The sequence below is a fragment of the Fodinicola feengrottensis genome (genome assembly GCF_010993775.1).
GTDB lineage: Bacteria > Actinomycetota > Actinomycetes > Mycobacteriales > HKI-0501 > Fodinicola > Fodinicola feengrottensis.
Genome location: NZ_WOTO01000090.1, coordinates 1 through 25443, shown reverse-complemented (window position 1 = coordinate 25443; position 25443 = coordinate 1). Strand labels below are relative to the sequence as shown.

Sequence of the window (25443 nt, the reverse complement as noted above, 5' to 3'; positions counted from 1 at the left end):
ATGCGTTGCGGATGACGTGCGACGCAGGTTTGCACTACGGTGTCAGGGAAGATTGAGCGGATCGCGTCCGGGAGCCCGGTCAGCCCGTCGCAGCACGCGATGAGGATGTCCCGCACGCCGCGGTTGCGCAAGTCCGTCAGGACCTTGGCCCAGAACTTGGCTCCCTCGGTGTCCTGGATCCAGCATCCGAGGGAGTGTTTGCGGCCGTCCACGTCCACTCCGATGGCCAGGTACGCGACCTTGGTGGTGACCACGCCGTTGTCCTTGATTCGGACCCGGATCCCGTCGATGTAGAGGATCGGGTAGACCTCGTCCAGCGGCCGTGACTGCCACAGCTTGATCTCGTCGACGACCACGTCGGTGATGTTCGAGATCAACTCCCGGGACGCGTTTACTCCATATATTTCAAGTAAATGCGCCTCGATGTCACGAGTTGTCATTCCTCGCGAGTACAAAGACAGGATCATGTCATCGATATTCCCCAAACGACGGGCACGTTTGGGTACGATCGTGGGCTCGAACGTCCCGTTCCGGTCCCGCGGCACCTCGATCTGGACCGGGCCGCTGAGCGTGGACACGGTCTTGCGGGTTAGCCCGTTCCGGGAGTTGCCGGACCCGCGTCCCTCCGGCGCGCCGTGCTCATAGCCCAGGTGGTCGCTCATCTCGACCTGCAACGTCCGATCCAGCACCGCCTTGGTCATCTGGTTCAGCAGACCGTTCGCCCCGTCTACCGGCGTCCCAGTGGCCTTCGCGTCCGCTAGTAGAGCATCGATCGTCGCGGTCGAGAGCGCCCCCCGTCAGCCGCGCAGCCGCCGTCTCATCATCACGACGAGACGAAATGTTCCGAGTCATACGGTGTCCCTTCCGACCAACCAACAGGCCAGTCGATCTTGGTACACCTCCGGCTTACACACTTGGCATGACACGCCCCCCAGCACACGCGGCGTCATGGTTCCCCGGCAACGACCAGCCAACCCTCCGAGCAAATGGGCAGACACCTGGGACAACTACCCCCGACCAGGCGGATACGGATCCCCCAAATCCTCAACTAACTACTACGACGACGACCCCTATCCACGCCCACCACACGGCGGCGCCTGGAATGACCACAACTACGACCCCGGCAACGACCAGGACCCGGGACACGGCGCAGGCGGTGACCACGGAGGACGGCAGCCCTACCAGCCACCGACACAAGCCGAAATCAACGCGGCCCAGCACCACGCAAACCTCAACACCCCCATCCCCCGTCCGCCACTGGGGCAAAATGCCAACACCCGCGGCCAAAAAGTCGACGCATCAAAAGCCCCCATCGCCGACCCAACCGGCTCTGCCTCAAATGAAGCCGCGAAGACAACAACCTGCACAACCGCCTGCGAGACAGATGCATCTCTATCCGCCGCCGACCCCACAGGCCAACTCAACCCACCAGGCCCCTCACAAGGAGCTATCCCTCAGCCCAAACGCCACGACCTCGGCGACGGCACCTACTACCATCCAGGCGACGGCTCTATCCGTGACGCCGCCGGCCACTGGATCGGATCGGCATCGGGTCGCAATTCAGGTGGTGACGCCCTGGTTACTGTTGGGCGTTGGATGTCGACCGATGAATATCAAGGAATGGTGAATACGGGAATGGTTCAAGCAGGGGCGGGAGACAGAACGTTCGTTGTGTACCCTGCGAGCCCTAATGCCTACGTTTCAGCGAGGCCAGGATCCGTCTACGTGGAGTTCGACGTGCCGCAATCACTCCTCTCGCCTGGTGGACGTCCGGGCGACTATAAACTTTCCGGCCCAGGTTCGCTCGATGGGCGGCTTGCCGCACGGAAGGGTCTCCCGCTGCCGCAGTTGCCTGCTGCGGTAAATATCCGACTTGGAGGTAGCCGGTAATGCCCGTAGATCCATCCCTGTTGCAAGGTGCGCGTAATTGGATCGATGCGCACTCTGATGAAGCAGTTCGTCAGAGCGGTCTGCTAGTCGAGATCAATCCGTCCCCGAAAGATCGACCCAAGCAGTCCATTCAGTGGGTTTTGGAAGGACCGGATAGGATTGGGGAGATAATCCTCTGGGAGACGGGCGAGGCGGAGCTTAGCTTTGCCTCCATTAAGTCGGGGGAAATTCGCCCCGAGCATCGGAGCATTAAGAGTGCATCAGAACTCGAAATGGCTTTGGTTGCGGTCCTTAATTGGACGACTGACGTTCCACAGTAGGATCCGACGTCGTCGGTGTAACGAATTCTGGGAACATTCAGGTCCGGCATGATGACGTTCCCGCTTTCAATAACAAGAGGAGGGCCGGGTACATGAACCAGCCAACAAACATGTTCATGATCAAAGGGACTGCCAGGGTAAGCGTCGTGCCGATCAATCCAACAAAACCGTGATGACACCCGAGCCCGGCAAGCTAGAGCAAGAAAACCAAATCGTCCTCGGAGTGGTGCAAGCACTACTTGGGGCTCATCACACCAGCAATTGGGGCAATTTCGGTTAAGTTCGACAATGACGTGGTGACTCTCTATTTTGCCGTTTCAGCACACTCTCCGGAACTTGAAGCGGACGTTGATGACATCTCCTTTGAGCTGGACGCGCAATTCACAGACCATTTTCCCAGAATCCAGTCTCAAATCTTCCTTGGAGAACCAGGGCAAGATTGGCCTGGGAGAAGTCATCGTCTCGTCTATCTGACAAAGATCGAATAGGAAAATCTGTCGAGGCTACTGACGTATCGGTTACGGGGCAGAAGATGAAAGAACGTGCATCTCCCAACGACCCACCTACATATTCTCTTCTGTGACCAGTTTATTGAAATACGAAGAGATCCTGGGCCGCGGCGGACAAGCCGCACAACTTCCTAAGCAAGGCGACCCGGAACCAGATAAAGGGTACTATCGAGCGTGCGGATACAATGGGTCTCCGGGCCGAGTTCTGGTTCAAGTATGGTGTCCACCCCTCGCGTACGGCAGTACATCGAGGATAAGGGAGTCATCGGGTTGGGGGAAGTAAATGGCGAGGTATTTCAATGTGAGGGGTTTTCTCGATTGCGAGCATGCCGACCTATCTACCATTCGGGACATAATATCAAGCCATCAGCCAGACGACATAGGCTACGGACTGGATGCGGATACGATTAACCTGTACACCGCCGGCTGGGTTTATCACACGAGGGAAATAAATTGGTCGGCACACGCATTTTTTGGAGCTTCCATGAGAAGCGGAGGGTTGAATCTCATTTTGTCCCAACTGAGGAGTATTGCGCTGACTTTACCGGAAGTCACCGGGTTGTTCTTCATAGATGATGATGAAGAATCCGAGTCTTTTAGCTGGAAAATCGTTGGAGGTGTCGTGACCTTACTTCCCGCCCAACTTTAGAGCAGCCAAGTACTTGAAGGACGCAAACGCTTCGGTTCAGCTCAGACCTGGGGGGGGAGCATTGATCTACAGAACATCTCGACAAGTAAAGCCGCCGGTCGGTCCGACGGGAACTTCAACTCGCCCAAGGATGCCTTAGGAGAAGATCTTGTCCGATTTCGGCGATGAAATTGCACGTCAACTAGCCACTCAACCCAAGTTCGCTCGGGCATTGCATTACGCGATCGACCACTGTCTTGTCGATCTCATTCCTTGGGTTTTATTCACGTCCGATTCCCAAATCAGTACCAGATCTAAGGGCATTAACGAAGCGTATACTGAGAGGCACGTGCTCTGTTTCGCTGAGCGTCGCGACACCGATGATGTCGGGTGTGTCGTGCTCGAATCCACCGCGGACTACGCGGCAGGCGAGGTCTTGATCATTCACGACTTCGCATCCCCGGGTTGGGAGGTAGATGTTTCCTTCAGTGATTTTTGGGGTGGTTCAGAGCAGCCGTCGACGACATGATCGAATCCTCCAGTGATTGAGATGGCCGACGAAGCGGGAGCGTTAGGTTCCCACATCAGCGCGGCGTCTAATGCACGGACATACCGTGTCAGAGGCGCAGAAGTGACTATTCCGCATAGCCTGAGGGAGCGATTCGGACGGCGCGAAAGACGAACGAAGCTGTCGCCGAGCCGCAGTCCCACGCGCTAGCGGAGGCGGCGGTAGGCGATGACGGCGGCGGCGGAGCCGCAGAGGGTGACTACGGCGAGGCTGGGCCAGACTGCTGGGGCGTTGCCGGCGAGGGCGGCGCGGAGGGCGGAAATGGCCCAGTACGCGGGGGAAACGGGAGCGATCGCCTGCAGCCAGGTGGGCATGGTGGTGAGGGGGATCAGGCCGCCGGCGAGGCCGGACATGAGGAATGAGCCGATGTCCTGGATGGCGGACAAAGCGCTGGGCGTACGTACGACAGCGCCGACGGCGAACCCCAGGGACAGAACAGTGCAGCCCCATACGAGTACGACGGCGCCGAGCAGAAAAGCCGAACCGACCGGCAGATCGTAAACAGAGACAGCGAAAACCAGCACGAGGACCTTGGACGATGAGTACGATCAGCAGCGGAGCAGTCTTGCCGACCAGAATTTCCAAGGGACCAGCGGAAGTGGCGCGGAGGCGATCCCAGGTGTGCCAGAGCCGCTCGGACAGCACGCTGGTGCCGACGAGCCCGGTCGTCAGCAGGCTGACCAGTACCAGAACTCCAGCAACCACAGCGATAGTTCCCGAGCGCCCGGCGGCGGCCGCGTAAAATGGGATGCAGGGCCACGATCATCAGGATCGGCATCAGGAGCCGGGTGAGCACCGGGCCCGGTGACGCCAGAAGCAGCGAAGAATTGTGGCGTACCAAGGCAATCACACGCTCAGGCCGCATCGCGGGCCTCCTCGACAATGGCGTGGAAAAGGTCGTCCAGGCTGGGGCGCTGGATGTCGACGACGGCTGGTACGTGCCCTCTCGCAAGCAACGAAGCCAGTTCCTGCGCCGGGGCAAGGGAAACGATGTCGAGCTGCCCGTCGATCAACTCCCCCGATGTGGCGAGAGCGGCTGGCACCGGACCGTCGAAGCCGACCCGCAGGTGGCTCGGCAGGCCGTTGAGCAACGCCGACTGGCTTCCCCTGCGAACGATCCGGCCGCCGTGCACGATCGCCAGGCTGGCCCCCAGGTCGACTAACTCCGGCAGGTAGTGCGTCGTGTAAACCACCGCTGCACCGGCGGCCGCACGCGCGCGTACGGCGCTAAGCAAAGCCCGTCGGGTCTCGGGATCAGCGCCGACGGTCGGCTCGTCGAGCAGCAGTACGTCCGGGTGCCCGATCAGCGCGCAAGCGGCCTGAGTACGCCGTTGTTGGCCGCCGGAAAGCTGCGCGGCTCGGCGTTCCAACACCGAACCCAGGTCCAACTCCTCGGCGACCGAAGCGACTTGCCGGCGTAACTCAAAACCCGAAAGGCCCGCGAGCGAACCGAAAAGCCGGAGCTGCGCGGCGACCGTGACGGTCGGATAGAAGGCGGTTTCCTGCGGCGACACGCCGATCCGGGCGCGGGCCTTGCGCGGATGCCGAACGGCGTCCACGCCAGCCACCTCGATCCGGCCGCTGTCGGCCCGTTCCAGACCGGTCACGGCGTGGACGAAAGTGCTCTTACCAGCACCGTTGTGTCCGATCAGGCCGACGATTTCGCCCTTGCCGACGGTCAGCGAGAAGCCATCGAGAGCGGTCACCCCGCCCGTACGTTTTGACCAAGTTTTCAGCGATCAGCATGTGAACCCCTAAATGATCTACGCCGTATAGATCTACACTGTATAGCCATGGTCGATCGAAGACAAGAAATCATCGACGCCGCGCTGGCGATCGCCGACGAATCGGGCCTGGATGCCATCTCGATGCGCGCGGTCGCCGAGCGGGTCGGCGTGACGCCGATGGCGCTCTATCCGCACATCGGCAACAAGGATGGCCTGCTCGACGCGATGATCGGCCACAGCCTGGGCAGCCTGCCGATGCCGGCGCGCGGACCAGCCGTGGCAACAGCGGCTGCGGGTCTTCGCGTACGCCATAAGAGCACTCGCCCACCGCCATCCCGGCTACCTGGAGCTGGTGTTCTCGCGGCCGGCGGTCACCAAGGACGCGGTACGGGCGATCGACGCGATCTTCGGTGCGCTGTTGGACGCGGGCGTGCCGCCGTCCGAGGTCGCGAGGGTCGAGCGGCTGACTTCGACGGCGATCATCGGCTTCGCGATGTCCGAGGTGAACGGCCGGTTCGCGGCGGCTCGCCAGCCACCGAGCGTACGAGCCGAATGGGCCTCCGCCGGGGAGCTGCCGGCACATCACCGGCTCCGGCCACATCTGGACAAAAAGGTCGACTGGGACGCCGAGTTCGAGGCGGATCTGACCGATCTCGCGGCGATGATCGAGTCGATCGCTCAACGATCGGTCAGGTAACGTTGCCGGCGTGACCAACCCGCGAATCGCAGCATGACGGAGACCTTTCGGGTCTGGGCACCGCTTCCCCAGCGAGTCCGTGTCCTGGTCGCCGGAGTCGAACACGAGATGGTGCGCTCACCAGACGGCTGGTGGGAGTCCACTGTGGACAGTGCCGGCGCCGGCAGCCGGTACGGGTTCCTGCTCGACGACGCGGCAGAACCGATCGCCGATCCGCGATCGCTGTCCCAACCGGACGGGGTGCACGGCCTTTCCGCCGTTTACCACCACACGTACGAATGGGCCGACCATGCGTGGACAGGCCGCACGCTGCCGGGCGGCGTGATCTACGAGAGCTGCACATCGGCACTTTCACTCCGGAGGGCACCCTCGACTCGGCGATCGAGCAACTCAGCCACCTGGTCGAGCTCGGCGTCGATTTCGTTGAGCTGATGCCAATGAACGCGTACAACGGCGTCTGGGGCTGGGGCTATGACGGCGTCCTCTGGTACGCCGTGCACCAGCCGTATGGCGGGCCGGACGCCCTGAAACGGTTTGTCGACGCGTGTCACCAGCGCGGGCTCGGTGTCCTGCTCGACGCGGTCTACAACCACCTTGGGCCCAGCGGCGGACACCTCGACGAATACGGGCCATATTTCGCCGGCCGGACGATCTGGGGTCCGACGCTGAACCTGAGCGGCCCTGACTCGGACGAGGTCCGCCGGTACGTGCTGGACAACGTGACGAGTTGGCTGCGGGACTTCCACATCGACGGCTTACGACTGGACGCCGTGCACGCGCTGTCCGACAACCGAGCCGTGCATCTGCTCGAGGAAATGGCCGTGGAGGTGGAAAGCCTGTCGGCGTACGTCCGGCGGCCACTCACCTTGATCGCCGAGTCAGACCTGAATGACCCGCGGCTGGTCACCGAGCGTTCCGCCGGCGGCCTCGGGCTGGACGCGCAGTGGGACGACGACATCCACCATTGCCTGCACACCGTACTGACCGGCGAGAATGACGGCTATTACGCGGATTTCGGGAGCATCGCCTCGTTGGCCGTCACACTGGAGCGCGCGTTTTTCCACACAATGGCACCTATTCGAGCTTTCGCCGCCGCCACCACGGCCGGCCAGTCGACACGCTGAAAACTCCGGGCTATCGCTTTCTGGCCTACACCTGCGACCACGACCAGATCGGCAACCGGGCGGCCGGCGACCGGCCAGCGGCGACTCTTTCCCCGGGCCTGCTGGTAACGGCCGCTGCGATAGTGCTGACCTCGCCGTACACACCGATGCTTTTCATGGGTGAGGAATGGGGGGTCGCGAACGCCGTTCCAGTTCTTCTCCTCACATCCCGAGCCGAAGCTGATCGAAAGCACCCGCGCCGGCCGGTTCGCCGAGTTCGCCCAGCATGGCTGGAAAGCCGAGGACGTGGCGGACCCGATGGACCCGGCCACCTTCCAGCGCTCCAAACTGGACTGGTCCGATGTGGACAGTGAGCCGTACGCGCGGACGCTCCAGGTTTATCGTGACCTGATCGCGCTGCGCAGACGGCGTCCAGAGCTCAGCAACCCGCGTTTGGACCAATTCCACATTGACTTCAATGAAGACGAGCGCTGGCTGGTGCTGCTGCATCGCGGCTCGCTGCGGGTGATCGTCAACCTCTCGCTGGAAAGCCGACAGCTGGACCTCCGGGCGACCTGGATCTTGCTGGCATCGGGTGAGTCCACTGTGGAGGATGGAGTCGTACGAGTGCCGGCCGAGTCGTTCGCGGTGGTCGAAGTAGAGGGCTGAAAAGCGCCAGCCACCTGCTCGTACGGCTGCCAGGCTTTGTCGTATGGGAAACAAAAGCACTCGCCTTGAGTCCAAAGTCATCATCGTCACCGGCGGCAGCTCCGGGATCGGCCGGGCCGTCGCCGAGCGGGTCGCCGCCGAGGGCGCGACGGTGGTGATCGCGGCCCGGCGAAAAGATGCCGGCGAAGAAGTAGCCGCCACTATTCGTACGGCAGGCGGAAAAGCGCGCATTTCGTAGCCACCGACGTCACGGTCGAGGCCGACATGGCCGCACTCGTACGCACCACCGTCAGCGAATTCGGCAGACTGGACGGCGCTTTCAACAACGCCGGTTCAGTCGCCGCTTTCGGTCCCGTACAGGGAATCAGCGACCAGGACTGGCGTACCGACCTCGAGCAGAACCTGACGAGCGTCTTCTACGGCCTCAAACACCAGGTCCCAGCCATCCTGGCGGCCGGCCGCGGCGGCGCGATCGTGAACAACGCGTCGAATCTTGGCGCGGTCGGGATGGCCGCGGTAGCGCCATATGTAGCCGCCAAGCACGGCATCGTCGGGCTGACCCGGTCGGTCGCGCTGGAGACCGCCGAGCAGGGCGTACGGGTGAACGCGCTCCTGACGGGCGGCGTCGACACCCCGGGGTTCCGAGAGTCGATGGGCACCACTCCGGAGGCGGTCGCGCAGATCGCCGCACTGCATCCACTCGGCCGGATCTCCCAGCCGGCCGAGATCGCCGCCTTCGTCGCTTTCCTGCTCAGCGACGAGTCCACCTTCGTGACCGGCGCCGCGCTCGCCATCGATGGAGGCTTCACAGCCCGCTAGGCAAGTCCAGGATGGGTCAGTCGGTGAAGAACGTGGACAACAGCTGGAGCACGAGTCCGGGGTCCTCCTCCATCACCCAGTGGTTGGCATCGGGCACCACCGCGGTGGTCACGTGGGTGGCCACGTCGCCGAGATCCTTGCCCACCAGTGCGTTCATGCTGTTTTGCCCGCCGACACCCAGGGTCGGGATGGCCAGCTTGCCGTCCTTGGTCACCAACGCGCCGACCTGCTGCTCGCCGGCGTCCTGCTGGCGGAACAGCTCGAACCCGGCATGCGTGCTGGCCGGCCGGCGATAGGCGTCGAGATAGCGCTGCTGCACCGCGGCGCTGATCGCACCGTTGGAGTTGGCCCAGAACGGCAGGTAGAACGTGCCCGGCTGGCCGTCGACCAACCGCTCGGCCACGCCAGGGTTGGACCCGTTGATGAACCAGTCCCACCAGAACGTGCCCGGCTGCTGTCGCACCAGGGTGGTGTAGTCCTCGGCGGCCGGCGCCTCCAGGACGGCCAGTTGTCGTACGTCCGACCGGTATGCCAAGGCGTAGGCCAGCGCGATATTGCCGCCCCAGTCGTGTCCGGCGAGGTCGATCGGCCCGGTGCGGTCGAGGCCGAGCCGGGTGACCACTGCGCGTACGTCACCGGCCAAGGCCAGCGCGGTGTACTGGCCGGCGTCGGTCGGCGCGGGTGAGGAGCCGCCGAGGCCGCGAAGGTCGATGGCCACCACGGTGTGGGTCCTGGCCAGTGCCGGCATCAGGTCGGCCCACGCGTACCAGGTCTCCGGCCAGCCGTGCAGCAGTACGAGAGCGGGGCCGTGGCCGCCGATCACGTAGTGGACGCGTACCACGCCACTGGTGGCGTAGCCGTCCTGAAAACCGGGCAGAGGCGCGGATTTCGTCTGGTGGGTGGCCGCAGGGGCGGGGCTTGCCGAGGACACCACGGCGGTCGTTGCCAGTGCGGCAGCGCCCATCACGGCGGCCGCGACAGTGGCCACGCGCCGGCTGATCTTAACTGGCATTCTTGATGCTCCGATTCCGACAAGTTATGGAAACTAAACGTGTCGACAACGCTATCCCGCCGATGATCGACGATCAACAGGCAGGTGCCCGGCCGCACACCGGCCGGCGACGCAACGACGCCACCCGCGCGGCCATCCTGTCCGCCGTGCTGGACCTGGCCGCCGAGTCCGGATCGGCCGGGTTCACCATGGACGAGCTGGCCATCAGGGCGGGGGTCAGCAAACGGACCATCTACCGGTGGTGGTCGAGCCGCTCGGCCGTGCTGGCCGAGGCACTGGCCAACCGGGCCGTCACCGTCGTCGTCCAGCGTGACACCGGTGTCCTCGCCGAGGACCTGCGCGCGTTCGTGCGCACCACCTACGAGGCCGCCGGCGCCGCACCGGTGGCCGCCGCGCTCAAGCTGATCATGGCGGAGGGGCTGGGCGGCGGGCCAGCCGAGACGGTGCTGCGCGCGTTCGTACACGGGCGCCGCGCCGCCCTGCTGGCTGTGCTGGACCTCGGCCGGCCGGCAGCACGGCGAACTGCCGGAGACGTACGACCCGGAACTGGTCGCCGACGCGGTGTTCGGCATTCTCTGGTACCGGGTGCTTATCGGCCACCACCCGCTCACCGCCGACGTGGCCGACCAGGTGGTCGCGTTGATACTGCCTTGATCCCAGCGAGGCTCAGCCGGACCGCGTCATAGTCGCCGCTGCTGGGCGGCGGTCGCCACGGACAGCGTTGATCATGGGCATGCACATCTACCCGGCAGAGCCGGAGAGTCTCCCCCTCACCGCACCCAAACGGCAACGCCCCGATACGGGCGTACAACGCAAGCAAAGGGGCGTTGCGGACACAACGGCAAGAATTAGTTCAGCGACCGTTCAGCGGGATGCGGTTGGCTGCCCGGGTCGGGCCAGTCCGGTCTGTTAGAGGGAGCAACCATGGACGCGCAGGTCTTCCAGCGAAAGCTCAACCGCCGCCAGCTGCTGAGGGCGGCGGCCGGCACCGGCGTCGTCATCGCGGCGGCCGGCGGCACCGTACTCGGCCTTCCGGCCGTCGCGTCCGCGTACTCGTGGCCGGCCTCCTTGCAAACCGGCTCGACCGGCGCGGCCGTCAGCGAGCTGCAGATCCGGGTCGCCGGCTGGGCCGCGGACGGACCGCAGCAGACGTACGTAGCGGTGGACGGCGACTTCGGGCCGGGCACCAAGGCGGCGCTGACCAGGTTCCAGTCCGCGAACGGCCTGACCGCCGACGGGGTCGCGAACGCGAACGACTTCGCCGCGCTGAACGCGCTGGAATCCAGCGACGGCTCGACCCTGCATTTCGAATGGAGCGAATTCACGTCCAACGACGGCCAGGGCTTCGGCGGCGGCAAGGTGGGCGCGGCCACCGTCAAGGAAAACGTCCGTCGACTGATGTACAAACTGGAAGCGCTGCGCAAGAAGGCCGGCAACTCGGCGATCACGATCTCGTCCGGTTTCCGCAGCATCGCGCACAACGCCGCGGTCGGTGGCGCGTCGAACAGCATGCACGTGTACGGGACGGCCGCCGACATCTACGTCAACGGCCACACGACACGGCAGGTTTATGTCATCGGCGAGTCGTGTGGATTCTCCGGCCTGGAAAAGTACACACTGTCCGACGCACACCAGCACGTGGACAGTCGGATCGAATACCCGTACGGCTCGCAGTTCTGGTGGTGGGACAGCGGCACCGTCCACTAACCATTCCTTTATCAAGGAGGCCAGGAGTAGCTGGAGTTATACAGCCTTTAGACCCGCAAAACAGCTAGTCCTGGCCTTCTTGATAACAATCAGCACAGTGCCTGCGAGGAAATCCAATGAAGCTGAGAAGCTCTTTAGGCGTGCTCGCGATCGCGTCTTTAGCGACCGCGCTCGCGACGCCAGCATCCGCCCTCGCGACGCCGGCAACTGCCGCCACCGGCGTCGAATCGTGGCAGGCCGCGCTGACCGGCGCCGGCGTGGACCGCGTCAATGTCGCCACGGAAGGACAGTCGGTTTTTCCCTTGCGAATCCGACGTTCCATCCGGCCGCGGCCGCGGGCACCGGCGGATACGCGCTGCTCACAGCCGCTGCCCACCAGTTGGGGCACGCCACCGAAACAGTACGGGCGAACGTTGTTTCTCGTACGCCCGCCGGCACCGGGGTTCAGCTGGACGTACGCGGGCAGACTGGCCAGAGCAGCTGGACCGAGTGGACTCCGGCGGACGCCGCGCACCCGGCTCGCTGGGATCGGCCGGTCACCGCGGTGCAGGCGCGGCTGACGTTGACGAGCAACGGCCAGCAGAAGCCGAGCGTCTCGGCGGTGAGCCTGGCCGCGGATCCGGCCCTCACGAAACTGGCCGCGGTGCCGGCCGCCGCGCCGGTGACCTCCACGGTTTTCGCGACCCGCGAAGGCCTGGTTGGGGGCACGACCTCGAATGGTCACGTCATCACGTCGAACGACCATTTCGTCGCGCTGCCGTCCGGCCGCGGCCTCTCCCCCAAGGGCACGACGACGTATTCCGTCCACATTTGCAATCCCGGCAACGGAAAATGCGTCACCGCGCCGGTGTGGGATGTCGGTCCGTGGAACACCAAGGACGACTACTGGAACCCGGCCTCGCAACGACAGTCGTGGACCGATCTCCCGCAGGGCAAGCCGGAGGCCCAGGCGGCGTACCAAAACGGCTACAACGGCGGCCACGACCAGTTCGGCCGCAAGGTGTCGAACCCGGCCGGCATCGACCTGGCCGACGGGACCTTCCGCTCGGACCTCGGGCTGGCGGACAACGGCTGGGTCAACGTCACGTACTTATGGACCTCAGGCACGCCGGCAGTGAACATCGACTTCGCGTCGTACCAGTCACTGACCACCGGCTCCACCGGTGACCAGGTGAAGGCAGTGCAGTTCCTGCTCGCCCAGCAGGGACACGATCCGGGCGGCCAGGACGGCGTTTTCGGGGCCAACACGGCGACCGCGGTCAAGCAGTTCCAGACCGCTGTCGGGCTGAGCGCGTCCGGCTCGGCTCGGTGGACTCGCACACCTGGACCGCACTGCTGTCCGCCGGCTCCACCCCGCAACTGCAACAGGGCTCCGGCGGGGACGACGTGAAGCGGCTGCAACGGGCGCTAACCGCTGCACTCGGTCGTACGGTCGGCATCGACGGCGACTTCGGTTCGGGGACCGCGACCGCTGTTGTTCGCAACTACCAGACGGCGGCCGGGCTCAGCTCGGACGGCATCGTCGGCCCGAACACCTGGAGCGCCCTCCAGCACGGCCACTGAAACGCCGCGTCTTCTCGGCCTGTCGTCGAGTCTCTCGGCGACACGCCGGCTGCGGCGAGAAAAATGTCGTACGTGTCTGGTTTTCTTTCCCCCTCCCTTTGAACGGGCGGGGGGTGGGTCGAGAGGTGGACCTTAATTTTTTTGTTTGGACATTGGTCCTCGAACCCGCCCCCCACCCGTTCTTGGGTGGGGGTGATTTTTGGGGGTGGGTACGACAGTTTCGCGCCGCACCCTATGTAGAACTGCACAATCGGATTCCGATCGTGCAGCGGGTGGGGTGTGATGCACTTCGGGCGGAGCCTCAAGGAAGAACGGGATCGACGGGCGGGGTACGGGGTGGTGAGGGTGGGTGGCGATATTCGCGAAAATTGGTCACTGCCGGTGAAAGTTGATCCCGCCAGTCCCAATAAGAACAGCGGAATGCGCCTGACCGGATTTTGTCCCATATTTTGGGATTATCGTCCCGTACGCCGGACCCGCCGGCCCCCCTGTGCACTCAACCACCCCGCGAATGTAACAAAGCGAGACAAAACCTAGCTGTGACGCTGGAAAGGCGTCGGGGGTGTTAGGGGACCAGGCCGTGGCGGTAGGCGTAGGCGACGGCCTGGGCGCGGTCGCGTACGGCGGTTTTCGCGAACAAGTGGTTGACGTGGGTTTTGACGGTGGCCTCGGAAACCACCAGGCGTTCGGCGATCTCGGTGTTCGACAGGCCGGCGGCGATCAGCGACAGGACTTCCAGCTCGCGGTCGGTGAGGCCGTCCGGCGCGGGGCCGGTGCGGGTGGTCGGGGCGGCGGCGTGCTCCCCCGGCAGCATGTCCAGCAGCCGGGCCTGCACCTCGGGGTCGAGGTCGGCCGAGCCGGAGCGACCCGGTGCACCGCGCGGCCGATTTCCTCGGCGCCGGCGTCCTTGGTCAGGTAGCCGCGGGCGCCGGCCCGCAACGCCGACAACACTGACGAGTCGTCGGCATAAGTGGTGAGCACAACCACCTGCGTGCGCGGGGGTGGTCACGGCGTACGCGCCGAGTCGCCTCGACGCCGTCCATGTGCGGCATCCGCAGATCCATAAGCACGACGTCCGGGTCGAGCGCGGCCACCTGGCCGACCGCCTCGCCACCGTCCGCCGCGGTGCCGACCACCTCGACGCCGTCGATGAGCGACAACAGGAAACTCAGCCCGTCCCGCACCACCCGCTGGTCGTCGGCGATCACCACCCTGATCAGACCGGAATCCTCAGCCACACCCGGAAACCCTTCCCATCCGCCCCGATCGGCGCCGGCCCGGCCTCCACATGGCCGCCGAGCAGCTCGGCCCGCTCGGCCATGCCGGCCAGACCGTACCCGCTCCCGGATTCTGCCAGCGCGGCCGGCGCGGTGGTACGCGCACCGCTGTCGGTGACCTCGACTTCGCAATAACCGGCCGGAAAGCGCACCGAGATCGACACGTTCGCGCCGGGCGCGTGCTTGCGGGTGTTCGTCAGGGCTTCCTGGACCGTACGAGTGACCGCCACTGACACCTCCGGGCTCAGCCGCGGCACCGGCTCCTCGATCGACAGTTTCGCGGAGGCGTCGGCGGCCAGCAACTGAAGCGCCTCGGGCAGCGGGCGTACGTCCCCACGCAGCGATGCGAGGGCGCGTCGGGTCTCGGCGAGCCCGTCACGCGCCAGCCGCTGCGCCTTGTCGACGTGCGTAAGGACCTCGTCGGGGTCAGCGCGGCGCTTGAGCATCAGGCGTACGCCTTCCAGCTGCACGGTCTGGGCGGACAGGGTGTGCGCGAGGATGTCGTGGATCTCCCGGGCCAGCCGGGAACGCTCGTCCAGCACCTGGGCGCGCGCGGTCGCGTCCCGGGTCTCCTTCTCCTGTTCCAGCAGCTTCTCCGCGGTGGTGATCCGCTCCCGCATCAGCCGCAGGCTCCACCCGAAGGACGACGTGCCGAAGACTCCCCCCGCGGCACCCAACAACGACCCCCAACCAGTGGTCCCCTGAGCTATGTGGACGAACTCCACCACGGCGATCGCGAGAGCCGCGACCGCCACGAACCGGAAGCCGAGCCTGGGCGGCACCCGCATGAGCACCATCGGGCAGACCACCAGGCTGACGATCCACCCGGCCGAGCCGGGATTCACGACGAAGAGCACGTCACTGGTGGCCACCAGCACCGAGGCCGCCACGATCGCCCACGGAACCGAACGGGACAGCGCCATGCCCATCGCGACCGCCGCCGCGCGATCCCGCTCACGACGAGCAGATATCCCAGCCATTTCGGTACGGCGGAGTCGAAAAAGTAGACCTCACGCAGGCTCGCGTACGCCCAAACCGCGAGAACCACATACCGCGTGAGGAGGCGGGACCCGCGCCGCCATCTCGGCACCGGTCCCGCCTCGTCGCCGAGCCAACGCCCGGCAAGCAGTGTCATAGGTCGATCATCCCGCCTGTGACCATCAAGCGGTCTTCAAACCGCCGAGCACGCCGGCCCGGTACGCGAGCAGCAGGTTCTGCGCGGCGAACGTGGCGGCCACGCAGAAGAAGATCGTCCCGGTGCCTTCGTGGATGCCCAGCAGCGCCGCGCCGCCGGCCATCGCGATCCGTACGACGATCAGCCCGAGCCAGCTCAGAACGGTCTTCCAGCTGCCCTTGGTGACCAGCATGCTGCCTTCCAGCCGGACGCTCATCGTCATGCCACGGGCGAGGCCGGCCACCGCGCCGACCACGATGCCGGCGAGCAGCAGCGGGATGGCCAGCGGTGAGGCGACCAGTTGTGGCCGATCCCCTTGTCAATGAAGAAGGGCAAAATCGCGAACAGGATCGGCATCACAACCAATTTGCCCAGGCTCATCCGGCGCTCACCGATCTGCCGGGCGATCACGACGGCGATCAGCAACACTCCCAGGATCGCGTAGGCGTAGGTCGGCAGGTTTGCGAGGTGGCTCACGGCCAGTCCTTTCGGCGAAGTACGAATCTGATGGCTCTGACCGTACGAATCCGCCGGTTCCAGCACATCGAACCGACAGTTGAACCTGTTTCTCCACCTCCGGGTGGATAACTACCAACGGATTTGGGATGCGGATAGGGTCAGGACTCGCCGGCCTACCCTCCGGCGGTGAGACGGGGCGGGAGAGCAGCACGATGACACCGGCATCGCCCGGCCGGCCCGGCCTGGGAGCCATCGTCGGCCGCGTCGGCGAGCGGCAGCAGGTCGCCCGCGCGCTCGCCGACGTCAAAGCCGACGGGTGCCGCATGCTGCTGGTGTCCGGCGAGCCCCGGGATCGGCAAGACGCGGATGCTCGCCGAGCTGGCCGACCTGGCCGGCGAGGCCGGTGCGCTCGTCCTCACCGGCCGGGCCGCCGAGTTCGAGCGGGACCTGCCGTTCGGGCTGTTCCTGGACGCCCTCGACGACGAGTTGGAGAACTCCGGGAAGGCCGCGCTCGAGCAGCTTTCGCCACAGCAGCTGCAAATGCTGGCCACTGTTTTCCCAGCGGCCGCGCACACCAACGCGGCCGCCGACACAGTGCCGCTGCCGATGGTGGGACCGTTGGCGGACTCCTCGGTCGAGCGTTTCCGGGTCCACCGAGCCGTCCGAATGGTGCTGGAGCGGCTCGCCGGCGACCGGATGCTGGTGCTGCTCCTGGACGACTGCCACTGGGCCGACGCGGCCTCGGTCGAGCTGCTCGATCACCTGCTTCGGCACCCGCCGCGGTGCCGGACGCTGATCGCCGTCGGGCTGCGGCCGCGGCAGGCGTCCGCGCGGCTGACCGCGAGCCTCTACTCCGCCGAGGCGACCATGCGGATGGAGCTGGTCGAGCTCGAACCGCTCAGTCGAGCCGAGACGGCGCGCTGCTGCTGGCCTGCGGGTCGGCGAGATCGAGGAGCTCTACGCGAGCTCCGGCGGCAACCCGTTCTACGCGCAGGCCCTGCACCGGGTCGGTAGCAAAGACCCGATGCCGCTGGCATTGCCGCTGGACACCGCGAACGGCGTACCGACCGCGGTCGCCGGCGCGCTGCGCAACGAGTTCGTACGGCTGCCCGCCGAGGTCCGGCAAGTGGCGCTCGCGGCCGCGGTGGCCGGCGAGTCCTGCAGCCTGCAACAGGCCATCGACATCGGCGGCCTGGACGAACAGCAGACCGTGCGGGCGATGGAGGAGCTGGAGCGCAACGACCTCATCCGGCTTCGGGAGAGCGGGCAGTTCGCGTTCCGGCATCCGCTCGTACGCGCCGCCGCCTACCTCGGGGCGACCGAGCAGGCCCGCGTCCAAGCCCACCGACGGGCCGCCGCCGCGGCCGAGCGGCGCGGCTGGCAGGTGGTCGAGCGGGCGCACCACATCGAGCGGTCCGCGCAGCCCGGCGACTACGCGGCCATCGCCGCGCTGACCGAGGCTGCCGCGCAGGTGCTCGACCGGGCGCCGGCGATCGCCGCTGACTGGGCCGCGAGTGCGCTGCGGCTGCTGGCCGACTCCGAGGACAACACCCATCCCGAGCGCCGACTGGAGCTGCTCACCCACCGGGCCACCGCGCTGTTCATGTCCGGCCAGCTCACCGCGAGCCGCGGCATCCTGCACCAGCTGCGCCGCGAGCTGCCGGCGGACCCACCCGTGCAACGGGTCGCGGTCGCGGTGGCGTGCGCACGGGTCGAGCGGCTGCTGGGTCTTTACGACGAGGCGTACGCGATGATGCGCCAGACTCTGGACGGCCTGCAACCCGGCTATCCAGACGAGGAAGCGTCGCTGACCTGCGAGATCGCCACCCTTTGCCTGCTCCGCAGCGAGGTCGAGCAGGCCCGCGAGTGGGCCATCCGCGGGCTGGCGCTGACCACCGGCAGCACCCTCGCGGCCCGGCTGCACGCGGCCGCCGCGGCCGGGGTGCTGGCCTGCGCCGGCAAGACCGCTGACGACGTGGAACACGCGGCCAGCGTGCTGCCGTCCGTGGTGGCCGCGATCGACGCGGCCGCCGACGAGGAGCTGGCGCTGCGGCTCGGCGCGATCACCGGAGTCGTACGGGCCGAGCTCGCGCTCGAACGTTTCGACGACGCCATCCGGCACAGCGCCCGGGCGCTGGCCATCGCTCGGCGCACCGGGCAGCGCCAACTCGTACCGAACCTGCTGGTCGACAAGTCCGAAGCGCACTACTGGCGCGGCCAGCTCGACGACGCGTTCAGCTGCGCGGAGGACGCCGCCGAGATGGCGCACCTGCTCGGCGTCGGCGAGCTGCAGGTCGCGGCGTCCACCGCGCTGTGCCGGGCCGCGGTCGTGCGCGGCCAGCTGGACGCCGCGATCGAGGCGGCGAACTGGTCCGTACGGGCCAGCCGTGCCCCCGACCCGTACTACGCCCGCGAGGCCCTGGTGCAGGGCGGATACGCGCGCATCGTGGCCGGGCAGCCGGAGCGCGGAGTGCAGGAGATCCTGGCGGCCGTCGGGGAGGGCGTAAGACACTTGCCGGCGTCCTATCGGCCGTGGCTTTTCGAGCTGCTGGCGTATGCGGAGGTCAGGCGACACCGGCTGGACGAGGCGCAGCGCTGGGCGGACGCGGCCACCGAGGCGGCGGCGGTGTGCCGTCGCCGGGGTGCCGGGTTCGCCGCGCTCGCACACGCCCACGTGCTGCTTGGTCGTGGCGAGTCGGCCGCCGCGGCGACCGCCGCGCTGTCCGCCGCCGGCGACTTCGCGGCCGTACAAATGCAGATCAGCGTCGGCCGCGCGCAGCTGCTGCTCGCCGGCGAGGCGCTGGCCCGCGCCGGCGACCGGGACGGCGCGCTCGCCGCCCTCGGGATGGCGAAGGACCTCTTCGCCCGCGGCGGCGCGCAGCAGCTGCTGGCCGAAGTGGTGGACGCCCAACGCCGGCTCGGCGCCCGGATGCGGCGCGCTGGCGGCCCGGCCCACCCCGGCAACGCCGGCCTCGACTCGCTGACCACCCGCGAGCGCGAGATCGCGTCCCTGATCGCCCGCGGCTACAGCAACAAGCAGGTCGCCGAACGGATCTTCGTCAGCCCGAAGACCGTCGAGAGCCACCTGTCCCGGATCTACGCCAAACTCGGCGTCACCTCCCGTACGGCCCTCGCCCTCACCGTCGGCAACCCAGACGACCCGCTCTAGCTTCTGCACTTTTGTCCGCAACGCCCCGCCCGCCTTGGATGCCTGACGCACGCAACGGGGCGTTGCCGACAACCCAGCGTGACGATGGGTGAGGCCTGCGGGTGGGCGGCGGTGAGCGTGGTGGGATGGGATGAGGGCTGGCTGAGGTGGAAGGGTGTGGAGAGCGGTGCGGTTGATCCATCCGGCGGGCGCGCCCGGTGAGGTGAGCGACGCGGACCTCGCGGAGCTGTACGCGATGACCGACCGGTCCCGACCGCGGCTGCGGGTGAACTTCGTGGCCAGCCTGGACGGCGCGGCCGAGGTCGACGGGCGGTCCGGCGGGCTTTCCGGGGCGCCGGACATGCGGGTTTTCAAGGTCCTACGGAACCTGGCCGACGCGGTACTGGTCGGCGCCGGTACGGTCCGCGCCGAGTCATATCGGGGCCTGTCTCTGGGCGCGGCCCGCCGCGAATGGCGACGAGCGGCCGGTCTCGCCGAGGTTCCCACGCTGGTCGTGGTGTCCAGTGCGCTGGACATCGACACGGACGTCTTCGCCGACATTCCGGTCCGCCCGATCGTCGTCACCCACGCGGCTTCCCCGGCCGATCGGCAGGAGAAGCTCGCCGAGGTCGCCGACGTGGTGCTGGCCGGAGCCTCCACTGTGGACTTCGCGGTGGCGTTGCCGGCGCTCGCCGCCGAGCGCGGCTTGCGACAGGTGCTCTGCGAGGGCGGCCCAGCCCTGTTCGGCTCGCTGCAAGCCGCCGGCCTGGTCGACGAGCTGTGTCTCACCCTCGCCCCGATCGTGGCCGGGCCTGGCGCCTCCCGCATCAGCGCCGGCCCGCCGTCACCGCCTACCGACTTCGCACTCGTACACGCCCTCGAAGACTCCGGCATGCTGCTGCTGCGCTATCAGCGGTGACCATCCCGAAGGCTTCCGATGACGACCGTGGCATCGGCTTCCTCTGAGCTGACGGCACGGGCCAGCAGGCCGGCTTCGGTGAACACCTCGACGGCGCTGGCCGCCTGCCCCTGGCTGGTCTCGACCAGCAGGTGACCACTGGGCGCCAGCCACTGCGGCGCTCGTACGGCCACCCGCCGCAGCACACTCAGGCCATCGGCGCCGCCGTCCAGCGCCACGCGCGGCTCGTGCAGCCGGGCTTCGGGCGGCAGCAGCTCGATCGCGTCGGTCGGGACATACGGGACGTTCGCCGCCAGCAGGTCGATCCGGCCTCGCAGCGCGGCCGGCAGCGGCTCGAAGAGGTCACCTTGGTGGACTTCACCGTCCGGCAGGTTCTGGCGGGCGCAGCGTACAGCCGTCGGCTCGATCGTCCCGCCGCGTGCAACTCGACTAGGCCCAGCGCATCGGCGATCGCGGCGCCCACCGCACCCGAGCCGCAACACAGGTCGACCACGACCGGCCGGGCCGGGCTCGGGACCGCGAGCGCCTGGCTGACCAGGAACTCCGTACGACGGCGGGGCACGAAGACGCCGGGGTCGACGGCGATGCGCAGGCCACAGAACTCGGCCCAGCCGACCACGTGTTCCAGCGGCAGACCGGCGGCTCGGCGGTCGACCATGACGGCGAGGTCCGCTGGGGTGGCAGCGGCGGCCAGCAACAGCTGGGCCTCGTCCTCGGCGAAGACACAGCCGGCGGCTCGAAGCGTACGGACAAGCTCACCGAGATCGGGGTAAGCGGAAACGGCATGAGTGCCTTTCGGGATGCCGAAGGGCGCTCTCGCGGTCGCCTAGCGTTAGGCCCGGCGACAGCCGCAGCCGTGAGACGAGAGCACCCGACCTGACGAACGGGTAATGGGTCTCACCTCCTCAGCTGCTGGGACTTCAACCCTACCCGAAGGAACAGCAGGGCAGCGGCATCCCTCTACGCTGGGCGCAGACCAACAGCTGAGGAGAAGCGTGACCGGCGTATTCCGGCGACAGGGTCGCCGCCGCAAGGCAGTCTCCGTGCTCGTCGCGGCCGCGCTGATCGCCCTCAGCGGCTGTGGCGCACGGGCCGTGACGGGGGACTTCTCCCCTGGTCCCGCCTCGTCCGGGCAGGCCGCCGGGGGCCCCCCCGTGGCGCCGGTGGCCTGGAAACCATGTCCGGACGTGATCGCCGATGTCGGTCAGGGCCAGGCGGATGCCCGCTTCTCGTACAGCTGCGGCACCGTCACCGTGCCGCAGGACTGGGCCAAACCGACCGGGCCGACGTTCCAGCTGGAACTGCTGCGGGTCCGGTCCAAAAACCAGACCAACCGGATCGGCTCGCTGCTGGTCAACCCGGGCGGGCCGGGCGCTTCCGGGCTGGGTCTCGCGGTCGACCTCGCTGGGTCGATTCCGGCCGCGGTGACCGGCCGCTTCGACCTGGTTGGCTTCGATCCGCGCGGGATCGGCCGGTCGGCGCCGGTGCGGTGCATCCCGAACCCGGTCAAGGACCAGTCCACGGAGCAGACCGTCGACCCGGTCAGCCAGTCGGAGTTCGACCAGCAGGTCACGCTGTCCAAGCGGATCGGGCAGCTCTGCCAGCAGGCGTATCCGAACACCCTGGGCCTGTTCAGCACCGAGCAGACCGCCCGCGACCTGGATGCCATCCGGGCCGGCGTGGGTGACTCGAAGATCACCTACCTCGGTTTCTCGTACGGCACCGAGCTCGGAGCGGTGTACGCGCACCTGTTCCCGGCCAACATCCGGGCCTTCGTGCTCACGGCGCGGTCGACCCGCAACTGACCTCGGTGCAGTCCAGCGAAGGCCAGGCTGCCGGCTTCGAAAAGGCGTTCAGCAACTTCGCCGCCGACTGCCAGCAGCACGCCGGCTCGTGCCCCATCGGCCCGGACGCCCGCGGCACCGTGAAGCGGCTGCTCCAGCAGCTCAAGACCAACCCGATCCCACTGCCGGACGGCCGCAAGCTCACCGATGGCCTCGCTTTCACGGGCGTTATCCAGGCGCTTTACGCCAAGTCGCTGTGGCCGGTGATGGCATCCGCGGTCGCTGAGACTTTGAGCGGCTCGCCGCAGCGGTTGCTGCAACTCGCCGACGAGTACAACGGCCGACAGCAGGACGGCTCGTACAACAACGAGGTGGACGCGAACACCACCGTCAACTGCGACGACGACAGTGAGACCCTGACCGTCGACAAGGTCCGCCAGCTGCAGTCCCAGTGGCGGTCCAAATATCCGCTGATGGGCGCGCCGCTGGCCATGAGCCTGCTGGGCTGCGTGGTGTGGCCGACCAAGCGCGACCCGTACCAGATCGGCGCCGCCACCGGTGCCCCGCCGATCGTCGTCGTCGGCACGACCAACGACCCGGCCACGCCGTACCAGAACACCGCCCGGCTGGCCAAGCTGCTCGGCACCGGCGTCGTCCTCACCTGGCAAGGCGAAGGGCACACCGCCTACCCGCAGACCCAGTGCATCCGTACGGCCGTCGACGACTACCTGATCGACGGCAAGGTGCCAGCCCCGAACACCATCTGCCCCAACAACTAAAACCCACCCGGTGGACAACCAGCCCTAACGCCCCCGCCCCGCGAAGGTAACGATACGGCTCGGTTTTTGTGAGCCGTATCGTTACCTTCGCGGGGCGGCTGGAAAGCTAGAAACTGACCGGCAGATCCACCACACCGGCGATGAATCCGGCCCGGATTTCCAGCTGGTCGACCGGCTTGGCGAGTCGCAGCTCGGGGAAGCGGCTCAACAGTGACGGAATGCGATCTCCAGCTCGGCGCGGGCGAGGTTCTGGCCGAGGCACTGGTGAATCCCGTAGCCGAAAGCCACGTGATGCCGACTGGCCCGGTGAATGTCGAGATCATCGGGCCGCGCCACGAAATCGGCGGAATAGTTGGCGCTCGCGAGCCCAATCATCATGCTGTCGCCGGCCCGGATGACCTCGCCACCGATCTCGATGTCCTCCTTGGCGACTCGCGGCAGCGCGCTGACGAGGCTGACATACCGCAGCAGCTCCTCGACCGCGGCCGGGATCAGCTCCGGGTCGGCCCGCAACGCGGCCAGCTGCTCCGGATTTTCCAGCAACGCGGCGGTTCCGAGGGTGATGACGTTGGCCGTAGTGTCGTGGCCGGCGATTAACAGAACGATCGCGAAGGCCACCAACTCCTCACGGTCCAGCCGGCCCTGCTTGGTCTGCTCGGCGATCAAGTCGTCGAGCAGACCATCGCCCGGGTTCGCCTGCTTGGCCTTGATGAGTTGTCGAGGTATTCCCGGAGTTCCATGAACGCCGCCGGTCCTCGCTCCTCATCCAACCGGAGTCGCGACTTTTCCTCGAAAAACTCGTGATCGGCGTACGGCACCCCCAGCAACTCGCAGATGACCATCGACGGGATCGGCAGCGCGTACGAGGCGACCAAATCAATGGGTCCGCCATGTTCTTCCATGGCGTCCAGTCGGGCGTCGACAATGCGCTGGATGCCGGGCTTGAGAGCGGCGATCCGACGTACCGCGAAACTCGGGATGACCATCCTGCGCTGCCGGCCGTGTTCGGGGGCGTCGGTCCCGATCAGCACGGACGGAGCGCTCGCGCGGGCCCCCGCCGCAGGATCGCCACCGCCGGCTGGTCGCGAAAGGGCCCGGGGAAGTTCGGGTTGCCGAGGCGCTGGACCAGCGGAACCGGCAGCGGCTACCCGGGCCGCCGCGCTCAGGACCAGCAAACCGGTCATTTACCGCCGCTGGCGGAGCCGTGCCGCACTGGTGCTCGCGGCGATGCAACACAGCCTGCCCGGCTGGGATGATCTGCCGGACACCGGCAGCCTGCGGTCAGACCTGATCGCCCTGCTCCAGCGAGTGGCGCACCGCTTCGATCTGGTCCCCGGCGACCTCATTCCGGGGCTGATCACCGAAACCTTCAGCGACCCGGAGTCGGCCGCGGCCACCGAAACCTTCAGCGCGGGTCGGCCGCGGCCGTGCAGATCACCTCTTTCGCCCGCGCCCGGATCTTACGGCCAGTTCTGCAGCGAGCGGTGGCCCGCGGCGAGATCACCACGACCGAGATCAGCCCGCGGCTCGCCCGCCTCCCCTTCGATTTGATGCGCAATGAATCCATGATTTACGGCATGCCGGTGAGCGACGCGGCCATCGCCGAGATCATCGATGAAGTGGTCCTTCCCGTACTGGCGGCTACTCCGCGAGAAAGCTGAGCAGGTGCGCGGTCGTCTCCTCAGGCGCTTCCTCGGGGAGAAAATGGCCTGCGGAGACCGGGAAACCACGGAAATCGTCGGCCCAAGCGCGCCAGATCTGCACTGGGTCGTACCAGGAAGCCACCGCACCGGTGGCACTCCAGAGCGCCAGTACGGGGCAACTGATCCGGCGCTGACCGCGATCAGCTTCGTCGTGCTGGAAATCCAGCGTCGCGGCCGCGCGGGTATTCTTCACAAATAGCGTGCACAGTCGCCGGGTCACGGAATTTTTCGATATATTCGGCGCGAATATCGGTCGGAAAAACATCGATCTCAGCTGACCACGCATCGAGCATGTGGTTGACGAAAACGTCCGGCGCACCGGCGATCAACGTTTCCGGCACCGGCTCCGCGGCGGCCAGGAAGGACCACACCCAGAATCCGAGGCTGAAATCCTTGTCGGCGAGCCGAAAGGAGTCACCGGTCGGGATCACGTCGAGCACCGCGAGGCGGTCGACGACGTCCGGATGGTCAAGCGCCATCCGGTAGGCGCACCGCGCCCCACGATCGTGCCCCACCACGGCGAACTCGCGAAATCCCAGCTCCCGCATCACTTCCACCTGGTCACGGGCGATTTCCCGCATACTGTACGGCGAATGATCCGGCGCACTCGCCGGTTTTCCACTGTCACCGAATCCACGCAGGTCAGTGGCGATCACCGTGTACTCGCGCGCCAACTCGGGCGCCACCCGATGCCACATGAGATGCGTTTCCGGAATTCCGTGTAATAACAGCACAGCCGGCCCGGCACCACCCCGCCCGCCCATGAATCGTCGCGCCGGCCGTACGAACGTCGAATTCCTCAAATCCCTCGAACACGCACCTCATTCTCCCCCGCACCCCCGGCGACCGGTCCAGTTGGCAGGAATTATTCCGTGGCGGCTTCGGGTTCGGGAGTTTTGGCGCGGGAGGGTTGAACGCGCATCGGCTCGCCTGGCATTTTGGGGTAGTTGGGCGGATAAGGCATGTCAGCGAGGCCCTTGTCCGCCTC

Annotated in this window: 29 protein-coding genes and 6 pseudogenes; 20 read left to right on the top strand and 15 right to left on the bottom strand. The window is 66.5% G+C overall.

Annotated features, from left to right (window positions below):
• A partial coding sequence (locus GNX96_RS45590; RefSeq protein ID WP_279583261.1) for an IS256 family transposase occupies nucleotides 1-773 on the bottom strand: 773 nt, incomplete at its 3' end.
• Between the two features lie 175 nt (nucleotides 774-948).
• Here GNX96_RS45590 and GNX96_RS67555 point away from each other — a divergent pair.
• The 4 genes and pseudogenes from GNX96_RS67555 to GNX96_RS60320 all read left to right on the top strand — a co-directional run bounded on the left by GNX96_RS67555 (nucleotide 949) and on the right by GNX96_RS60320 (nucleotide 3876).
• A complete protein-coding gene (locus tag GNX96_RS67555) occupies nucleotides 949-1890 on the top strand; it encodes a TreTu family toxin (protein ID WP_425552021.1) in 942 nt (313 codons plus the stop codon).
• On the top strand, nucleotides 1890-2210 hold the full coding sequence (locus GNX96_RS67550) for an immunity protein TriTu family protein (RefSeq protein ID WP_452124514.1): 321 nt from the start codon (nucleotides 1890-1892) through the stop codon (nucleotides 2208-2210). The genes GNX96_RS67555 and GNX96_RS67550 overlap by 1 nt, the downstream gene beginning before the upstream one ends.
• Before the next feature lie 631 nt (nucleotides 2211-2841).
• Nucleotides 2842-2976: pseudogene (locus GNX96_RS66735) on the top strand (restriction endonuclease fold toxin); the annotation flags it as partial.
• A 540-nt stretch (nucleotides 2977-3516) separates the two neighbouring features.
• Nucleotides 3517-3876, top strand: coding sequence for a hypothetical protein (locus GNX96_RS60320; protein ID WP_279583259.1), 360 nt, complete (start codon nucleotides 3517-3519; stop codon nucleotides 3874-3876).
• A gap of 185 nt (nucleotides 3877-4061) precedes the next feature.
• On the opposite strand, the gene GNX96_RS45580 is transcribed toward GNX96_RS60320, so the two are convergent.
• Together GNX96_RS45580 and GNX96_RS45575 are read right to left on the bottom strand one after the other, a co-directional pair.
• Nucleotides 4062-4439, bottom strand: coding sequence for an ABC transporter permease (locus GNX96_RS45580; protein ID WP_163573639.1), 378 nt, complete (start codon nucleotides 4437-4439; stop codon nucleotides 4062-4064).
• 330 nt (nucleotides 4440-4769) lie between these two features.
• Nucleotides 4770-5621 carry an ABC transporter ATP-binding protein gene (locus GNX96_RS45575; RefSeq protein WP_279583258.1) on the bottom strand — a complete coding sequence of 284 codons (852 nt, stop codon included), beginning with the start codon at nucleotides 5619-5621 and terminating at the stop codon, nucleotides 4770-4772.
• Between the two features lie 87 nt (nucleotides 5622-5708).
• On the opposite strand from GNX96_RS45575, the pseudogene GNX96_RS61970 reads away from it, so the two are divergent.
• The 5 genes and pseudogenes from GNX96_RS61970 to GNX96_RS45560 all read left to right on the top strand — a co-directional run.
• Nucleotides 5709-5810: pseudogene (locus GNX96_RS61970) on the top strand (TetR/AcrR family transcriptional regulator); the annotation flags it as partial.
• A gap of 121 nt (nucleotides 5811-5931) precedes the next feature.
• Nucleotides 5932-6339 carry a TetR-like C-terminal domain-containing protein gene (locus GNX96_RS60315; RefSeq protein ID WP_313885954.1) on the top strand — a complete coding sequence of 136 codons (408 nt, stop codon included), beginning with the start codon at nucleotides 5932-5934 and terminating at the stop codon, nucleotides 6337-6339.
• 33 nt (nucleotides 6340-6372) lie between these two features.
• Nucleotides 6373-8111: pseudogene (gene treZ / locus GNX96_RS45565) on the top strand (malto-oligosyltrehalose trehalohydrolase).
• Nucleotides 8112-8154: 43 nt separating this feature from the next.
• Nucleotides 8155-8349 (top strand): SDR family NAD(P)-dependent oxidoreductase, encoded by a 195-nt coding sequence (locus GNX96_RS60310; protein ID WP_279583257.1) that lies wholly within the window; start codon nucleotides 8155-8157, stop codon nucleotides 8347-8349.
• 26 nt (nucleotides 8350-8375) lie between these two features.
• Nucleotides 8376-8930, top strand: coding sequence for an SDR family oxidoreductase (locus GNX96_RS45560; RefSeq protein WP_279583256.1), 555 nt, complete (start codon nucleotides 8376-8378; stop codon nucleotides 8928-8930).
• Between the two features lie 16 nt (nucleotides 8931-8946).
• Here the strand turns inward: GNX96_RS45560 and GNX96_RS45555 are convergent, their stop codons facing one another.
• Entirely contained in the window at nucleotides 8947-9942 is a 996-nt protein-coding gene (locus tag GNX96_RS45555; protein ID WP_163573637.1) for an alpha/beta fold hydrolase, read from the bottom strand.
• Nucleotides 9943-9968: 26 nt separating this feature from the next.
• Here GNX96_RS45555 and GNX96_RS67545 point away from each other — a divergent pair, with 26 nt between their 5' ends.
• From GNX96_RS67545 to GNX96_RS60305, 4 genes are all read left to right on the top strand, one after another.
• Nucleotides 9969-10628, top strand: a complete 660-nt coding sequence (locus GNX96_RS67545; protein WP_163573636.1) for a TetR/AcrR family transcriptional regulator — start codon at nucleotides 9969-9971, stop codon at nucleotides 10626-10628.
• Between the two features lie 238 nt (nucleotides 10629-10866).
• Nucleotides 10867-11649 carry a D-Ala-D-Ala carboxypeptidase family metallohydrolase gene (locus GNX96_RS45545; RefSeq protein WP_163573635.1) on the top strand — a complete coding sequence of 261 codons (783 nt, stop codon included), beginning with the start codon at nucleotides 10867-10869 and terminating at the stop codon, nucleotides 11647-11649.
• 229 nt (nucleotides 11650-11878) lie between these two features.
• Nucleotides 11879-13039 (top strand): peptidoglycan-binding domain-containing protein, encoded by a 1161-nt coding sequence (locus GNX96_RS45540; RefSeq protein ID WP_279583255.1) that lies wholly within the window; start codon nucleotides 11879-11881, stop codon nucleotides 13037-13039.
• Nucleotides 13036-13212, top strand: a complete 177-nt coding sequence (locus GNX96_RS60305) for a peptidoglycan-binding domain-containing protein (RefSeq protein ID WP_279583254.1) — start codon at nucleotides 13036-13038, stop codon at nucleotides 13210-13212. Before GNX96_RS45540 ends, GNX96_RS60305 begins: the two co-directional genes overlap by 4 nt.
• 565 nt (nucleotides 13213-13777) lie before the next feature.
• Here GNX96_RS60305 and GNX96_RS45535 read toward each other — a convergent pair.
• From GNX96_RS45535 to GNX96_RS60300, 5 genes and pseudogenes are all read right to left on the bottom strand, one after another.
• Nucleotides 13778-14432, bottom strand: a pseudogene (locus tag GNX96_RS45535) (response regulator).
• The gene (locus tag GNX96_RS45530; RefSeq protein WP_163573634.1) at nucleotides 14429-15469 is read right to left on the bottom strand and encodes a sensor histidine kinase; all 1041 of its coding nucleotides are present in this window, start codon (nucleotides 15467-15469) and stop codon (nucleotides 14429-14431) included. Before GNX96_RS45530 ends, GNX96_RS45535 begins: the two are co-directional and overlap by 4 nt.
• Nucleotides 15470-15649: 180 nt before the next feature.
• Nucleotides 15650-15919 (bottom strand): hypothetical protein, encoded by a 270-nt coding sequence (locus GNX96_RS45525; RefSeq protein WP_163573633.1) that lies wholly within the window; start codon nucleotides 15917-15919, stop codon nucleotides 15650-15652.
• Nucleotides 15883-16140 (bottom strand): hypothetical protein, encoded by a 258-nt coding sequence (locus GNX96_RS45520; protein ID WP_163573632.1) that lies wholly within the window; start codon nucleotides 16138-16140, stop codon nucleotides 15883-15885. The genes GNX96_RS45525 and GNX96_RS45520 overlap by 37 nt, the downstream gene beginning before the upstream one ends.
• A gap of 155 nt (nucleotides 16141-16295) precedes the next feature.
• The gene (locus GNX96_RS60300) at nucleotides 16296-16481 is read right to left on the bottom strand and encodes a hypothetical protein (protein WP_279583253.1); all 186 of its coding nucleotides are present in this window, start codon (nucleotides 16479-16481) and stop codon (nucleotides 16296-16298) included.
• Nucleotides 16482-16488: 7 nt separating this feature from the next.
• On the opposite strand from GNX96_RS60300, the gene GNX96_RS45515 reads away from it, so the two are divergent.
• From GNX96_RS45515 to GNX96_RS45505, 3 genes are all read left to right on the top strand, one after another.
• Nucleotides 16489-17136, top strand: a complete 648-nt coding sequence (locus GNX96_RS45515; protein WP_163573641.1) for an AAA family ATPase — start codon at nucleotides 16489-16491, stop codon at nucleotides 17134-17136.
• A gap of 10 nt (nucleotides 17137-17146) precedes the next feature.
• Nucleotides 17147-19291, top strand: coding sequence for a helix-turn-helix transcriptional regulator (locus GNX96_RS45510; protein WP_163573631.1), 2145 nt, complete (start codon nucleotides 17147-17149; stop codon nucleotides 19289-19291).
• A gap of 154 nt (nucleotides 19292-19445) precedes the next feature.
• Nucleotides 19446-20189, top strand: coding sequence for a pyrimidine reductase family protein (locus GNX96_RS45505; RefSeq protein WP_279583252.1), 744 nt, complete (start codon nucleotides 19446-19448; stop codon nucleotides 20187-20189).
• On the opposite strand, the pseudogene GNX96_RS45500 reads toward GNX96_RS45505, so the two are convergent.
• A pseudogene (locus tag GNX96_RS45500) lies at nucleotides 20180-20991 on the bottom strand (putative protein N(5)-glutamine methyltransferase). The gene GNX96_RS45505 and the pseudogene GNX96_RS45500 overlap by 10 nt on opposite strands.
• Nucleotides 20992-21184: 193 nt before the next feature.
• On the opposite strand from GNX96_RS45500, the gene GNX96_RS60295 reads away from it, so the two are divergent.
• Complete coding sequence (locus tag GNX96_RS60295; RefSeq protein ID WP_279583251.1) at nucleotides 21185-21994, top strand: alpha/beta fold hydrolase; 810 nt, start codon at nucleotides 21185-21187, stop codon at nucleotides 21992-21994.
• A 5-nt stretch (nucleotides 21995-21999) separates the two neighbouring features.
• Nucleotides 22000-22752 (top strand): alpha/beta hydrolase, encoded by a 753-nt coding sequence (locus GNX96_RS60290; protein ID WP_279583250.1) that lies wholly within the window; start codon nucleotides 22000-22002, stop codon nucleotides 22750-22752.
• Nucleotides 22753-22956: 204 nt separating this feature from the next.
• Here the strand turns inward: GNX96_RS60290 and GNX96_RS45490 are convergent, their stop codons facing one another.
• Together GNX96_RS45490 and GNX96_RS45485 are read right to left on the bottom strand one after the other, a co-directional pair.
• Complete coding sequence (locus tag GNX96_RS45490) at nucleotides 22957-23418, bottom strand: cytochrome P450 (protein ID WP_163573630.1); 462 nt, start codon at nucleotides 23416-23418, stop codon at nucleotides 22957-22959.
• Nucleotides 23415-23936, bottom strand: coding sequence for a cytochrome P450 (locus GNX96_RS45485; protein WP_163573629.1), 522 nt, complete (start codon nucleotides 23934-23936; stop codon nucleotides 23415-23417). The genes GNX96_RS45490 and GNX96_RS45485 overlap by 4 nt, the downstream gene beginning before the upstream one ends.
• 31 nt (nucleotides 23937-23967) lie before the next feature.
• Here GNX96_RS45485 and GNX96_RS45480 point away from each other — a divergent pair, with 31 nt between their 5' ends.
• Both GNX96_RS45480 and GNX96_RS66720 read left to right on the top strand, forming a co-directional pair.
• The gene (locus GNX96_RS45480; protein WP_163573628.1) at nucleotides 23968-24303 is read left to right on the top strand and encodes a TetR-like C-terminal domain-containing protein; all 336 of its coding nucleotides are present in this window, start codon (nucleotides 23968-23970) and stop codon (nucleotides 24301-24303) included.
• Nucleotides 24237-24413: a hypothetical protein gene (locus GNX96_RS66720; protein WP_163573627.1), complete on the top strand. Its 177-nt coding sequence runs from the start codon at nucleotides 24237-24239 to the stop codon at nucleotides 24411-24413. The genes GNX96_RS45480 and GNX96_RS66720 overlap by 67 nt, the downstream gene beginning before the upstream one ends.
• On the opposite strand, the gene GNX96_RS60285 is transcribed toward GNX96_RS66720, so the two are convergent.
• The 3 genes and pseudogenes from GNX96_RS60285 to GNX96_RS45465 all read right to left on the bottom strand — a co-directional run.
• Nucleotides 24394-24648, bottom strand: coding sequence for an alpha/beta fold hydrolase (locus tag GNX96_RS60285; RefSeq protein ID WP_279583249.1), 255 nt, complete (start codon nucleotides 24646-24648; stop codon nucleotides 24394-24396). The genes GNX96_RS66720 and GNX96_RS60285 overlap by 20 nt on opposite strands.
• Nucleotides 24596-25219, bottom strand: a complete 624-nt coding sequence (locus GNX96_RS45470; protein WP_279583248.1) for an alpha/beta fold hydrolase — start codon at nucleotides 25217-25219, stop codon at nucleotides 24596-24598. Before GNX96_RS45470 ends, GNX96_RS60285 begins: the two co-directional genes overlap by 53 nt.
• Nucleotides 25220-25320: 101 nt before the next feature.
• Nucleotides 25321-25443, bottom strand: a pseudogene (locus tag GNX96_RS45465) (ATP-dependent DNA ligase); the annotation flags it as partial.